The organism is Methanofollis tationis, assembly GCF_013377755.1.
Lineage (GTDB): Archaea > Halobacteriota > Methanomicrobia > Methanomicrobiales > Methanofollaceae > Methanofollis > Methanofollis tationis.
The window spans coordinates 83,185-97,203 of record NZ_JABXWR010000001.1 but is presented as its reverse complement, the minus strand read 5'-3'; the positions used below and the strand labels follow the sequence as shown (position 1 = coordinate 97,203).

Here is a 14,019-nt window from a genome sequence, read left to right as displayed (position 1 = left end):
TATACCGCGCCCGGCGACATAATAGCCGGTGATTCCACTATGAGTGATTGCTTTATTTGTCGATAAAATCCGCTTTTTTGACACGACCTTACGGGACGGAGAACAGACGCCGGGCGTCTCGCTGAAACCCTCCCAGAAAGTTGAGATTGCAACCATGCTCGCCGAACTCGGCGTTTCTACGATCGAGGCAGGCTCTGCCGCCGCTTCCGAAGGCGAACGCGAAGCCCTCAGGCTGGTCGCCGGTGCCGGACTCTCCGCAGAGATCGCAACCTTCGTGCGGGCCCTGCCCCTGGACATCGACTACGCCGCCGACTGCGGCGCCGATTGCGTCCACCTCGTCGTACCGGTAAGCGACCTCCATATCGGAGCGAAGCTCAGGAAGAGCCGCGAGCAGGTCTGCGAGATGGCATGGGACGCCGTCGAGTACGCCAAGGAGCGCGGCCTTGTCGTTGAACTCTCCGGGGAGGACGCCTCCCGCGCCGACCCCGACTACCTTGCCGGGCTCTTCCGCGGGGGCGTGGAACGCGGGGCCGATCGGCTCTGCTTCTGCGACACCGTCGGGATCCTCACGCCCGAACGGGTGGCAGAGGTGATCCCCGGCCTCCTCTTTGCGCCCCTGAGCATCCACTGCCACGACGACCTCGGCATGGCGATGACCAACACCCTCGCTGCCCTGAAGGCCGGGGCGAGCGCAGCCCACGTGACCGTGAACGGTCTCGGCGAGCGGGCCGGCAACATGCCCATCGAGGAACTCGTGATGGCGCTCGAGGTGCTCTACGGGGTGGAGACCGGGATCGATACGGCGGGCCTCTACCATGTCGCCACCGCCGTCTCGAAGATGACCGGCGTCCCCCTCCCCTTAAACAAGGCGATCGTCGGGGAGATGGCCTTCACCCACGAGAGCGGGATCCACGCCCACGGCGTGCTGCGCAACGCCAGCACCTACGAACCGATCAGGCCGGAGCAGGTGGGCCGGACGCGCCGGATCCTGCTCGGCAAGCACTCGGGCACCGCTTCGGTGCAGGCCGCCCTGCACGAGCTCGGCTACGCCTGCGACGAGGGCCAGATTGCCGAGATCGTTGCCCGGGTCAAGGCGATCGGCGACGAGGGGCGACGGGTCACCGACGCCGACCTGATGGCCGTCGCCGACAGCGTGCTCGATCTGGTGCGGGAGCCGGTGATCACTTTAAAGCAGGTGACCGTCGTATCAGGAAGCAATGTCATTCCGACGGCATCGGTCACGCTCACCGTCAACGGCGGCGAGGTCACCTGCGCAGCCACCGGCAACGGGCCGGTGGACGCCGCGATCGAGGCCCTGCGCCGTGCGGTCGCCGGCGCCGGGGACATACGCCTCGAAGACTATCGGGTCGACGCCATCACCGGCGGCACCGATGCCCTTGTCGATGTCACGGTCTGCCTGAGCAGGGATGGGCGGATGCTCACCTCCCGCGGGGCGCGGACCGACATCATCATGGGGAGCGTCGAGGCGATGGTCTCGGGAATGAACAGACTGCTTGAGGAACGAGGATGAAAACAGGAGCCAGAATACTCTTAGAGGGCCTGCAGCGCGAGGGAGTGGAGACGATCTTCGGCTACCCCGGCGGCTCGGTCCTGCCGATCTACGACGAACTCTACGACTCAGAGATCCAGCATATTCTTGTACGGCATGAGCAGGCCGCTGCCCATGCCGCCGACGGGTATGCACGGGCATCGGGGCGCGTAGGGGTATGTCTCGCCACCTCGGGCCCTGGCGCCTGCAACCTGGTCACCGGCATCGCCACCGCCTACATGGACTCGGTCCCGATGGTGGCGATCACCGGGCAGGTGCCGACCTCCATGCTCGGCAACGACGCCTTCCAGGAGTCGGACATCACCGGGATCACGATGCCGATCACCAAGCACAACTACCTGGTCAAGCATGCCGCCGACCTCCCGCAGGCGGTGAGGGACGCCTTCTACATCGCCGGCACCGGCAGGCAGGGCCCGGTGCTCATCGACATCCCGAAGGACGTGATGACCGCCCAGCTCGAGGAGGTTCCGCCGGTCGGCACCGCCCGGCTCCGGGGCTACCAGCCCACCTACGAGGGGCACGCCCTCCAGATCGAGAAAGCGGTCGGCCTGATCGCAGATGCCGCCCGCCCCGTCCTCTATGTCGGCGGCGGGGTGATCGCCGCCGGGGCGTCCGGGGAGGTGGCCAGGCTTGCCGAGCTGATGCTCATCCCGATCACCACGACCCTGATGGGGCTTGGCGCCATTCCCTGCGACCACCCCTTAAGCCTCGGGATGATCGGGATGCACGGCACCGAGGCGGCGAACTACGCCGTCACCGAGTGCGACCTGCTCATCGCCGTCGGCGTCCGTTTCGACGACCGGGTGACCGGGAAGATCGAGGCCTTCGCCCCGAACGCGCGGGTGATCCACATCGACATCGACCCGGCCGAGATCGGCAAGAACAAGCCGGTCGACGTCCCGATCGTCGGGGACGCGAAGTCCGTTTTGCAGCGGATCCTCCACCGTCTCGTCAAGAAGGAAGGGCGGGAGGGCTGGCTCGACCGTGTCCGCCGCTGGAAGGAGGCCGCGGCTTTGGGAACGGACACGTCCGCCGCCCTCGGCCCGGCCTACATCCTTGCGGAGATGAGCGATCTCCTGGGCGAGAACGGGATCATCGTCACCGAGGTCGGCCAGAACCAGATGTGGGCGGCCCAGCACTACTGCTTCAGGCGGCCCCGCACCTGGATCTCCTCGGGCGGTCTCGGGACGATGGGCTACGGCTTCCCCGCGGCGATCGGCGCCCACTTCGCACGGCCTGATGAGACGGTCGTCGATGTCGCCGGCGACGGCAGCTTCCAGATGAACATCCAGGAGCTGGGCACCGTCGCCCATTACCACATCCCGGTGAAGGTCGTCATCCTCAACAACATGTACCTCGGGATGGTGCGGCAGTGGCAGGAGCTCTTCTACGACCGCCGGTATTCCTACACCGAGCTCCCGCCGGTCGACTTCGTGGGCATCGCCCGCGCCTACGGCGTCGACGGCATGCGGGTCGAGGAGAAAGCCGACGTCCGTCCTGCCCTGCTGGCGGCGTTCGAGAGCGACGGCCCCTTCGTGCTCGACTTCAGGATCGAGCGGGAAGCGAACGTCTTCCCGATGGTGCCGGCCGGCGCTGCGATCAACGAGATGATCGGGAGGCGGCAGAGATGAAGGCGCACACCCTGCAGGTGCTCGTCGAGAACAAGGCCGGCGTCCTCTCGCGCGTGGCCGGCCTCTTTTCGAGGCGCGGTTTCAACATCGAGAGCCTGACTGTCGGCACCTGCGAGGAGCCCGGCATGAGCCGGATGACCATCGTCGTCCTCGGGGACGATGCCGAGGTGGAGCAGGTCAAAAAACAGTTAAACAAGCTCATCGACGTGATCAAGGTCTCCGACATCACCGAGCGGAGCACGGTGGACCGGGAACTCGCCCTCATCAAGGTCGCAGCCGAGGCCGGCGACTCCCGCGCCGAGGTGATGCAGATTGCCAGCATCTTCCGCGCCCAGATCATCGATGTGGGGACGCGAAGCGTCATCCTCGAGGTGACCGGCGACACCGAGAAGATCGATGCCCTCGAGACCCTTCTCCGCCAGTACGGCATCAAGGAGTTCGTGCGGACCGGCAAGATCGCCCTCCTGCGCGGCTCGAAAGGGGCGAAGGCACAGAAATAATCTCACACCTTTTTTTTGGCTCTTCGCTGTTTCATGTGGGTGATGCCGACATGATCCTCTCCCTGCGGTCAGTCCCCGGCATGCCGTGTTCAGGTTCTCTCTCCATCCGGGCGTACCGGTCCCCCGCCTTCCCCACGCTGCCCGCCGGGGGCTTTTGCCCCCTGACCCCCGCGCACGATTGGACCGGGAAGGCGGGGGGCGATGTCCAGGGAGGAGGTCTGTCATCCATCCCCCCAATCGCAGGCCTATGGGACGGCCGGCACCGGGACGCCGATCAACCCGTTGACATGTTCCTCTTGAGATGCTTCCCGCCTCTAAAAATCGCGGTCTTTCGCGTATGATTTCCCCGGTCACCTGAGGGAGTCAGATGAAGGTATCATGGCTACCCACACAAAGGAGCGAAGAGCCCCTTTTTTCCTCCAGATATCCGGGCGTTATCTCACGCTTCACGGTGCGGTTTTTCACCGTTCCCTGCGGCGACCGATCATGTTATATGTTAGCATGGCACACATTGACATACTATGCTGATCGGACTTCCCTTTGAGACGTTCGCCATCGTCGGAACCGCTTTCCTTGGAGCTACTGCTGTCCTCTTTGCGTGGGCCATGACGTTTAAAGAGGACCGTGCATGATCGAGCCGGTAACCGCCGGCATCGTCGTCCTCTATCTTCTTGTGCTGGTCGTTGTGGGCGCCTGGGCGTCCCGCAAGATCCATAACACCGAGGACTACATCGTTGCCGGCCGCTCCCTTGGCTTCTGGGTCTTCACCATCCTGATGATCTCCTCGATCTGCTCGGGCATGACGCTCCTCGGGGTCAGCGGCCTCGGGTTCACGAGCGGGTGGCCGACGATCTGGGAGCAGCTCTTCGTACCCCTTGCGGCCTCTTTCTGTATCATCGTCTTCGGCGTGAAGCTCCACCGGATCAGCAAGAAAAACAACTACATGACCGTCGAGGACTACCTTGCAAACCGCTTCGAGAGCCCCAGGGCGATGCGCGGCCTTGCCGCCCTCGCCGGGATCATCGTCTCCCTGATCTACCTGATCGGGCAGTACACGGCGATCTCCATCGTCCTCGTCTGGCTCTTCGAGGTGCCCCACTGGCAGGCCCTCCTCCTGGCCGGGTTTATCATCACCGCATACACCGTCGTCGGCGGGCTCTACGCCGTTTCATGGACCACCGTGATCCAGGGCGGTCTCCTGATCGTCGGCGTCATCGCCATCGCCCCGGTCCTCATCATGAAAGCCGGCGGCCTCTCCCATGTCAACGAGGTGATGACCGGGGTCAACCCGACACTGGTCCAGCCCTACCTCATATCAGGGAACGCCTACACCCCCTGGTTCCTCGTCTCGTTCGGGCTGATGCTCACCGTCGGGCTTGCCTGCGCCCCCCACGTGATCAACAACGTCCTTGCCGCAAAGGAGGAGCGCTACTTCAAGTGGTCGCCGCTCATCGCCTTCGCCGCCTACGCCGTGATCATGCTCCTGGTGAAGTTCGCCGGGTTTGCCGGCCGCGCCCTTGTCGAGGAGGGGCAGATCGTCCTCCCGAGCGTCCCGAACGCCCAGGACTACATCTTCGTCTCCGGGATCCAGTACGCGATCCCGAACCTCTGGGTCTGGTCGTTCTTCGCGGTGATCGTGCTCGCCGCCGTGATGTCGACGACCGACCGCCTGATGCTCACGGTTGGGACGATGTTCTCCTGGGATATCTGGAAGAACATCTTCAGGCCGGAGGCGAGCGACCGGGAGATCCTGCTCGTATCCCGGGTCTCGGTGGTGCTGGCGGCGGGCGGCACGCTCCTTCTGGCCCTCAACCCGCCCCAGATGCTCGCATGGCTGATGTGGTCGGCGATCGGGATCATGCTCTCCACCTTTGCCGTCCCCCTGATCGCCGGTCTTTACTGGCGCGGGGCGACGCGGCAGGGTGCCATCGCATCGATGGTCGTCGGCCTTGTGGCGGGCGGGAGTCTTGGCTACTGGTATTACCTGGTCGAGAAGTTCCCGGTCCATTTCAGCCTGTATGCGGTCATTCTCTCGGCGGTTGCGATGGTGGTGGTCAGCCTCGCCACGCACAAGACCGATCACCGGGTGCTCGACGCCACCCTGACCGGCGGATTTATTCAGCCCAGGTAACCCTTTTTTCCACGCATTTTTCAGATCGGGCCGCCTTCTCTCCTCAGGGAGAGCATTTATATCCCGGCCTTCACAATGGTGATGAGAATCCCGGGAGACACGCATGGCCGACATGGGTAAACCGCACTGTATCAAGAGGATCCCTGCCCGGACACTCATCAAGGACATCTCGCCGGCAGAGGCAAACGAGTACATCCGCGCCCGTGCAAAGGAGAACTACGAGATGCCGCCAGACTATGCGATCCGCGACGTCGTCGTTCTCGGCAAATCGCCGATGGTGGTGGGCGTGTTGGTGCGCAAACAGAAGATCCTCTTTCCCTTTACAAGACCCTGTTTCGGGACGGCTGTTATGGAGATGGATGCCCGGCCCGGTGAGATCGAAAAAATAAGGGCCGATCTCGGTGAAGGATAAGCGCGCACCCGGTTTTTCCTCCCCTCTCCGACACCCGGATCCTGTGCTTGAAGACTGGATCGATCCAATGGCTAAAGAAGCTGAAGCACAAATAATATAAGAATGGAATCTCCAGCACTATTTTCAGATTTTCCTATATCCCCGGAAATACTCCGGGCCATCGAGGACATGGGTTTTGAGGAGCCTACGCCCATCCAGGTTCTTGCTATCCCACCGATCCTCAAGGGTCAGGACATCACCGGACAGGCCCAGACCGGCACCGGAAAGACGGCTGCATTCGGCATTCCGGCAATCGAAGTGGTGGACCTCAATGCTCAGAGCACACAGGTGATCGTGCTCTCGCCGACCCGGGAACTTGCCATCCAGACGGCAGAGGAGTTCGGCCGCCTGGCAAAATACCGCGGAAGAATCTCTGTCCTGCCGGTCTATGGCGGTCAGCCCATTGAGCGCCAGTTCAGGGCGCTCAGGCAGGGCGTCCAGATCGTCGTCGGCACGCCGGGGCGGGTGCTCGATCACCTTGACCGGGGCACGCTCTCGCTCTCAGATGTGCGGATGGTGATCCTGGACGAGGCCGACCAGATGCTGGACATGGGTTTTCTCGAGGACATCGAGAAGATTCTCAGCGATACGCCGGCGGGCCGCCAGACCGTCCTCTTCTCTGCAACGCTTCCAAAACCGATCCTTGAGATCTCCGGGCGGTTCCAGAAGAATCCGGTCTTTATCAAGGTGCCGCACAAGCAGCTGACCGTCCCGCAGATCGAACAGTCGTACCTCGAGGTGCGCAAGGGTGACAAACTCGAGATCCTCTCAAGGATTCTCGATATCTACGACCCCGCCCTCGCGCTGGTCTTCTGCAACACGAAGATGGCGGTCGATGAGGTGACCTCGCAGCTCCAGGCGCGCGGCTACTTTGCCGAAGGGCTGCACGGCGACATGAAGCAGGTCCAGCGGGACCGCGTCATGGCGAAGTTCAGGAGCGGGAACATCGATGTGCTCATCGCCACCGACGTGGCGGCACGGGGGATCGATGTGGATGACGTGGACACCGTGATCAACTATGATGTGCCGCAGGACGTGGAATATTATGTCCACCGTATCGGCAGGACGGCGCGGGCCGGCAGGTCAGGCAGAGCCGTCACCTTTGTCGGGCCGAAGGAGATCTTCAAACTCAGGACGATCCAGAAATACGCAAAGATCACCATCGGCCGCATTCCTCTCCCGACGGCGGACGATGTGGCCGAGACAAAGACGAAGAACCTTGCCAAGAAGGTGAAGCAGACCATCGAAGAGGGCGGGCTTGAACGCTATATTGAGGCAGCCGAGCGCCTGATGGTGGAGGAGTACACCTCCCTCGATATCGCCGCCGCACTCCTGAAGCTCCAGCTCGATACCGGCGCCGAACCCGAACGCGTCCCGGCCATCCAGATGGGGGACACCGGCGCTGAGCCCGGCATGGTCAGGTTCTATATTGACATCGGCAGGAAACAGCAGATCAGGCCCAAAGACATCGTCGGGGCGATTGCCGGCGAGACCGGGATACCCGGACGTGCGATCGGGGCGATCAACATCAGGGAGACCTGCTCCTTTGTCGATATCCCGGAGAACATGGCGGTGCAGGTACTCGAAGGCATGAAGGGTAAGACGATCCGGGGTTTCCCGGTGGACATGACCCCGGCCCAGGGCAGAAGCGAGTAGAATAATTCCGGGATACCCGGTATATCTTTTTTTCAGGGTTTTTAGAATCACCCCTTTTCCGGATGCGAGCGTGAGTCATTCATCTTCGCGCTGGGGGCAATTGCCCAGGACATGAGGGTACGGGCGGGCGAGGGATCTCTCGATGAGAAATGATGGATATGCATTTCTTAGTGGCTTTCCTGTCCCTGCCCCTATCGTATTTTGCGGGGGGACCGGGGGGCAGCAGGCCCCCCGGTAGAGGCGTAACCAGATTTCCCGTACGCTCACGCAACACCCGCTCAGCGTGCGATTACCTCTGACATGCGGGTATGGGCCGGGCAGAGCCTCTGCCAGAAAAAATCCTGGTGGGCGTTCCGGCATGATTTACCCTTCCCCCCCCTATCGCAGTTCTACGGGGCAGCAGGCCCCCTGCCGCCGACCTTACCGATCCCCGCCGGTCACGTCACGGTGATATAGTTCTCCTGTACCGTCTTCCACGTCCGGTTTTCCGCGTCGGTGACGGTCAGCGAGACGTTGTAGGCCCCTGCCCCATGGTAGGTGAAGAGAGGATTGCGCACCTTCGAGAGAAAGCCGTTGCCGAAGTCCCACCGCCAGGCGGCGGCGTTTTCGATCGTGCCGGTGTCGGTGAACTGCACGGTGAGCGGGGCGGGACCGGTGGTGGTGTTTGCGGTAAAGTGTGCGGTGGGGATGTCCTGAGCATACCTGCGGATTTCAGAAAGAGCGGCCTCTTTTTTGTACATCAACTCATATGACCAGCGGTTTGAGACATTGGTCGATGCACTGGCATAGATGACGCCCGGCGGGAGCATATCCTCCGGCATGGTCGTCATATGTGCCTTCACAGCGCCCTCACTATCATTTTCATTGCGCAGGTAGATGACGATATATGGTTTGTACTCAACGGGTAGTGCGTCCTCGTCCGGCAGGTCGATCTTCACCACCGTCTTGATCGTGTAGGTCTGGTTCTCCTCAATCTGCTCCATCTTCGGGTAAAAGGAGAGATGGTGGATGTCGGAACTGCTGAGACGCCGTAGGGGTAAATCAGTGATGACGCTCTCGGGCACGAAGGATGCGTTCACTATGTCGGCCTGAGACGCAGTAAGTCCGATCAAAATGGAGGTGCAGGGCAGATCTTCGGTCGCATGGGATATGTCTTCAAAGGTGATGCTAAAGTTCGCCTGCTGATAACCGTCGGAGTAAAAATTCGTGTTGTTCATCTCCCGCCTGAGAGTGAGAGGCACGTATTGCGTCTCGTATTTATCGGTTTTTACCTTGGAACCAAGATATCTATCCTCGTGGATAACAATTTCCTCCGGAAATACCCATCGAACAGCGCTTTGATCTACTGTTGCATAGTCGCTGTCCTCTATCTCAACGATGCAAGACATATCCTGAAGTCCAAGGGTGTACGTGACGTTTCCGAGGATGGTATCGCTGGAATCGTCATCATTGGACACTCTGATCAAATAACGATGCTGAAGCGGGTAATACCCGGACTCAAGAAGATCTGCATCCGTTCTGGTGATTTTTTGCAGTTGTATCTCAAACTCCGCCTCTTCTTCCCTGTCTGTTCTGCTGATCTGTGAAAGAGAAATCATTTTCATGTAGTTTACCGAATACGACCACCTGTTTGAGACGTTGGTCGATACAGCAGCGTGGGTGACGCCCGGCGGGAGCAGATCTTCGGGCATGGCCGTCGTATACGCTGTCCCGGTGTCGACATAACCTCTCGAATTGCCAAGACCAACGCCGAGATACGGCCTGTACTCTACAGGTTGCACCTCATCACCCGGAAGATCGATCTTCACCACCGTTTCAATCATGTAGACCCGGTTCTCCTCCAGCTGCGAGAGATCCGGGGCAAAAGAGAGGTAATGGATCTCTCCAGAATCGATGGGACGACTGAGAGGGAGATCGGTGGTGAACGTCCCGGGAACAAACGAGGCGTTCACTGTGCCCGACCGACCTGCAGTGAGTCCGACCCAGATGGAGGTGCAGGGGAGATCCCCGGTTGCACGGGAAAGGTCTTCGAAGGTAATGTTGAAACGCGCCATCTGGTAGCCGTCGGAAGTAAAGCGGGTGCTGTTCAACTGCCTCTGCAGGGTGACGGGCACATACTGCAGGTCATAATAATCGGTCTTTACCCCGACGATAATGTGATTGTTCTCGGGGATGGTGACGTCCCCCGGAAACACCCATTGAACGGCGCTCCCGTTCACTGTTGCATAATCTTTCCTGTCTATCGTGACGACGTGGGACATATCCAGAAGCCCGAGACTATAGGTGATGTTTCCAAGCACCGTATCGCTGTCGTCGTCCATATTGTATGCGCTGATCGAATAGGTGTGCTGGAGCGGATAGTACCCGCTCGCAAGGAGATCGGTTTTGGTCGTGACGCCGTCATTTGACTGCACCTGGAGATTCGCCCGCTGCGCCTGGGCCCCGGCGACGAGGCAGATGCCGATCAGGACGACCAGCACCCAGAAAATGCAGGTATTGTGCACCCTGCCGCAATAACGTGCCATAACGGAGATATTTTATCAATTATATATTATGTGATACGAGGGGATCATCACGCCCCCGCGGCCCGCTCCTCCCGCATCTCCCCCTCGATCTCTCCCACGAGGTCAGAAAGCCGCTCCGCCTCGGTTATCCTCACCATGATCCTGGCCGACTCGAAGACATACTCCGGCGACTTGCCGGCAAGGGGCTGGCGCGAGACGACGACGTCGGGTTTCTGCTGCAGGAGCAGTTCTGCCGCACGGAGCCCTTTCTGTTTTTCAAGGTCCCTGACCGGGTTGGAGAGGATCTCCTTGCGCTCCAGCCTCCCCTCCTTCACGCCGAAATCGAGCAGGGCGAAATAGGGCGCTTCACCGAAGTGGGGACTGATCGTACCCTCCAGGTCGCTGAGCGGGACGGCATAGCGCAGGTGCGAGCGTTCTCCGGCTTCGGCGTGGATGACCACCCGCTCCACGTTCTGGACCGTTTCTCGGATACGGGCCTGGATGCGTTCGCTCACCAGCGCCGCCTCAGCAAGATCGGTCTGCTTCATCACGACACCGGCCTCGACAAAGATATACCTTCCAGAGTTCCGGCCGGTCAGGTCTTTTATCCCGATCACCATCGGATCGGCGAGGATCGCAGACCTGATGGTGTCGCGCGTTTCGTGATCGATCGAGGCGTCGAGGAGGGTGCGCATGCTGTCCTTCAGGATGTCCCAGCCGGCGTACGCGATGAATGCGGCGATGATCACGGCCGCAAGGTGATCGATGGGGAGCCCGAAATACCGGGCGAGAAGGGCGAAGAAAACCACCGAGGTCGAGAGCACATCCACCCGGTGCTGTCTCCCGTCGGCGATCAGGCTGGGAGAATGGTAGGCCGTTCCCACCCGCACCTCCCAGGTGCCAAGCAGGTAGGGGACAACCACCAGGGCGGCGACGGCGACGAGCACCCACCCGCCAAAGGGCAGGGCCGTCCCCTCCCCGGTGAGGGCCTCCGCGGCGATCTCCCCTGCGGTGAGAAAGACCAGGAGGGCGATCGCCACCGAGACGATGTTTTCCACCTTATACAGCCCGTACGGGAACTCCCTGCTCCGGCGGGACGAGAGCCATATCCCGGCGAGGAGGGCGACGGAGGCGAGCACGTCCAGAGACGAGTGGACGGCGTCGGCCTCGAGTGCCAGGCTCCCGGTGATCCCGGCAAGGAAGAGTTTTATCAGGACGAGCCCGGCATTCACGGCGAGCGAGACCCAGGCCACCCGCATGATGACGGCGTCTGCGCATCTGCTGTCTCCATCGCCTGCCATGCCGTGGAATATCCTGCTGCCCATTTATACCTCTTGCGGAAGGAGACGGAGGTGTGCCCCTGCCCGGCAAAACAGAAACGATAATGTGTCATCACCGTCACTCTCTCATCTGAACATGGAGTTTTTGACCTGGCTGGATCACACATTCCCCCGCGATTTTTTCGACGAGAATGTGGCGCAGAGGGCCCTCCGCCACCTGGGATACCATGAGAAATGGGGTCTCTTCTCCGAGGACTACGCCGTCCAGCGCGGGGCCGAAGGGCACTGGTACGAGTGTCTCGTGTACGAGATCATGCTCGACCTCTCCCTCCAGACCGACCTCATACGCTCTGTCGTCAGGAAAGGGAACGACATGCAGGAACCCCATATCGCGACGCACCCCGGCCAGAACGGATTTTTTTACTCGGAGAAGGGGAACCTGACGGTCAGGGGGAACGGGCAGACGATCGCCGAGATGGACCTCCTCTTCGTGGACAACCTCGGGAACATGGGCTTTTTCGAGGTGATCACCTCGGCCATGGGCCTGAAGACGTTTCACGAAGAGGTCTGCTACAAGAAGATGCTGCTGGGCACCCTGCTCGGGCAGAAGACCGTCCCCTTCGTCCTGGTCTCGTCGGTCGACGTCTCGCAGTATGCCAGCGTCCAGAGGATCGCTGAGGAACCCGACTGCCTCGTCCTGATCACAAACCCGGTCGAGGAGATGAGGGACCTGATCTACGAGGGGTCGCTGCGGAGAAGGCCGGAAAGGCCAGGTCCGCACCAGAAGGCCGTCGGCCTCACCCCTTTCCGCCCGCAAAATTCCTTCGACTATAAGGAGGTCCATGACGGCAACCGGGAGAGGGTCGTTTGGGCCATGCTCTCCGCCCGTACAGACGACGGGATGGAGGCGATAGCGTCGGTCGTCAACCCCCTCTCGAAGAAGATCATGCTGGGCACGCTGGACGAGTCCGGCGTCCGCACAATGCTCCGCGACCGGGGGGTCAGGATAAAGGACGCCGTCCTCTCTGCCGACGACGTGGTCGGGTGCTTTTGCAGGGTGGTGATCGCGTTCGATATCCCGGCCTACACCCCTGTCATCTACTTCAAGGTGCGGGGGAAAGACGAGTACCTGAAGATAGTCCTGGACGCAGGGGGTGACCTTGCCTTCGAGAGCAGTCGGACGCCCGCACACACGATGGCGGGGTTCTATGAATGGCTTGACGCAGAGAAACCCTCTCTCCATCCCCGCATCGCGGAGCGGTACGCCTCCCTCTTTTTCACGAGGCGCGAGGCGCACCCCATTACCGGCGCTTCATCCGGCCCCGCAGGCGAAGCCCGTTCGCCACCAGCGTGAGCCCTGCCAGGAGGGCGATCGCCCCCAGGACCATCGTCATGAGGGCGACCAGGGCCACCGGCGTCATGACGATCAGGAGGGCAAGCAAAAGGGAGAGACAGCCGATAGCGCACCAGGTGTAAAACCCCTCGGGAACGGCCTTGCGGCCGCGGGAGAGGCGCCTGAACGTCATTGCCGCACTCCCGAGGGCCCATATCCCGATCAGGACGAAGATGATCGCGCCCCAGTCCTCCACCGCGAGGTCGTAGGAGATGACGCCGATGAAGATCACCATGATGCCGGAAAGGATCCGTCTGGCCGAAACCATCTGGAAGGGCCTGATCTGTATGCCCTCCCCGACGATCAGGATGCCCAGGGCGATGAATGCCAGGGGCATCAGGAGATGGACGATCGACGAAAACGAGAGAAGCGGGTTGAGCACGACAAACGCCCCGGTCGTCATCCCGGCCAGGCCGAAGAGCACGAGCATCTGCCAGGCGGCCGTCTGCTCCTTCAGGACCGCCCGGGTGTTTTCCGGATTCGTTCTCCAGACGTCGTCGACGAGCGCCACGAAGGTGGCGGCGATCATGAAGATGAGGGGGGCGTCGTCCACCAGGTGCATCACCGGGTGGACCGCGGGGTCGTAGCGGTCCAGGTGGACCTTCCATTCGGTGGCGGTCTCGTGCACGTGGTAGCGCCCCTTCCGGTAACTGGCGATCGTCCCGGGCGTCGGGACGTTGATCCCCGACCGTTTCCACCCGGGATCGAGGGGTTCGGTGACCGACGCCTTTAGCACCTCCACTTCCCAGACACCGTTGTGCAGGGGTTCGAGAAAATCGTCTAATGCTGCCACGGGTGTACCTTCTCTCACGGTGTTTGGATATGAATGATAATAATATACGCCCATTTTGCCCGCACGTCGTGGGGAGCACACCGCCGGTCCTCGACGGCTGCAACGCCAGA

Annotated in this window: 10 protein-coding genes; 7 read left to right on the top strand and 3 right to left on the bottom strand. The window is 61.3% G+C overall.

Going from position 1 to position 14,019, the window contains the following annotated elements:
• Positions 1-43: 43 nt before the first annotated feature.
• From HWN36_RS00390 to HWN36_RS00365, 6 genes are all read left to right on the top strand, one after another.
• Complete coding sequence (locus HWN36_RS00390; RefSeq protein WP_176787363.1) at positions 44-1,531, top strand: 2-isopropylmalate synthase; 1,488 nt, start codon at positions 44-46, stop codon at positions 1,529-1,531.
• Complete coding sequence (ilvB, locus tag HWN36_RS00385; RefSeq protein ID WP_176787362.1) at positions 1,528-3,201, top strand: biosynthetic-type acetolactate synthase large subunit; 1,674 nt, start codon at positions 1,528-1,530, stop codon at positions 3,199-3,201. The genes HWN36_RS00390 and ilvB overlap by 4 nt, the downstream gene beginning before the upstream one ends.
• The gene (gene ilvN, locus HWN36_RS00380) at positions 3,198-3,701 is read left to right on the top strand and encodes an acetolactate synthase small subunit (RefSeq protein ID WP_176787361.1); all 504 of its coding nucleotides are present in this window, start codon (positions 3,198-3,200) and stop codon (positions 3,699-3,701) included. The genes ilvB and ilvN overlap by 4 nt, the downstream gene beginning before the upstream one ends.
• A gap of 628 nt (positions 3,702-4,329) precedes the next feature.
• A complete protein-coding gene (locus HWN36_RS00375) occupies positions 4,330-5,832 on the top strand; it encodes a sodium:solute symporter family protein (protein WP_176787360.1) in 1,503 nt (500 codons plus the stop codon).
• 103 nt (positions 5,833-5,935) lie between these two features.
• Positions 5,936-6,244 carry a DUF1894 domain-containing protein gene (locus HWN36_RS00370; RefSeq protein WP_176787359.1) on the top strand — a complete coding sequence of 103 codons (309 nt, stop codon included), beginning with the start codon at positions 5,936-5,938 and terminating at the stop codon, positions 6,242-6,244.
• A 102-nt stretch (positions 6,245-6,346) separates the two neighbouring features.
• Positions 6,347-7,939, top strand: coding sequence for a DEAD/DEAH box helicase (locus tag HWN36_RS00365; RefSeq protein WP_176787358.1), 1,593 nt, complete (start codon positions 6,347-6,349; stop codon positions 7,937-7,939).
• Positions 7,940-8,376: 437 nt separating this feature from the next.
• On the opposite strand, the gene HWN36_RS11765 is transcribed toward HWN36_RS00365, so the two are convergent.
• Positions 8,377-10,464, bottom strand: coding sequence for a PKD domain-containing protein (locus HWN36_RS11765; RefSeq protein WP_218133163.1), 2,088 nt, complete (start codon positions 10,462-10,464; stop codon positions 8,377-8,379).
• Between the two features lie 47 nt (positions 10,465-10,511).
• Positions 10,512-11,744, bottom strand: a complete 1,233-nt coding sequence (locus HWN36_RS00355; protein WP_176787357.1) for a cation diffusion facilitator family transporter — start codon at positions 11,742-11,744, stop codon at positions 10,512-10,514.
• A gap of 115 nt (positions 11,745-11,859) precedes the next feature.
• Between HWN36_RS00355 and HWN36_RS00350 the strand changes: the two genes are divergently transcribed.
• Complete coding sequence (locus HWN36_RS00350; RefSeq protein ID WP_176787356.1) at positions 11,860-13,077, top strand: hypothetical protein; 1,218 nt, start codon at positions 11,860-11,862, stop codon at positions 13,075-13,077.
• On the opposite strand, the gene HWN36_RS00345 is transcribed toward HWN36_RS00350, so the two are convergent.
• Complete coding sequence (locus HWN36_RS00345) at positions 13,025-13,909, bottom strand: hypothetical protein (RefSeq protein ID WP_176787355.1); 885 nt, start codon at positions 13,907-13,909, stop codon at positions 13,025-13,027. The genes HWN36_RS00350 and HWN36_RS00345 overlap by 53 nt on opposite strands.
• Between the last annotated feature and the right edge of the window lie 110 nt (positions 13,910-14,019).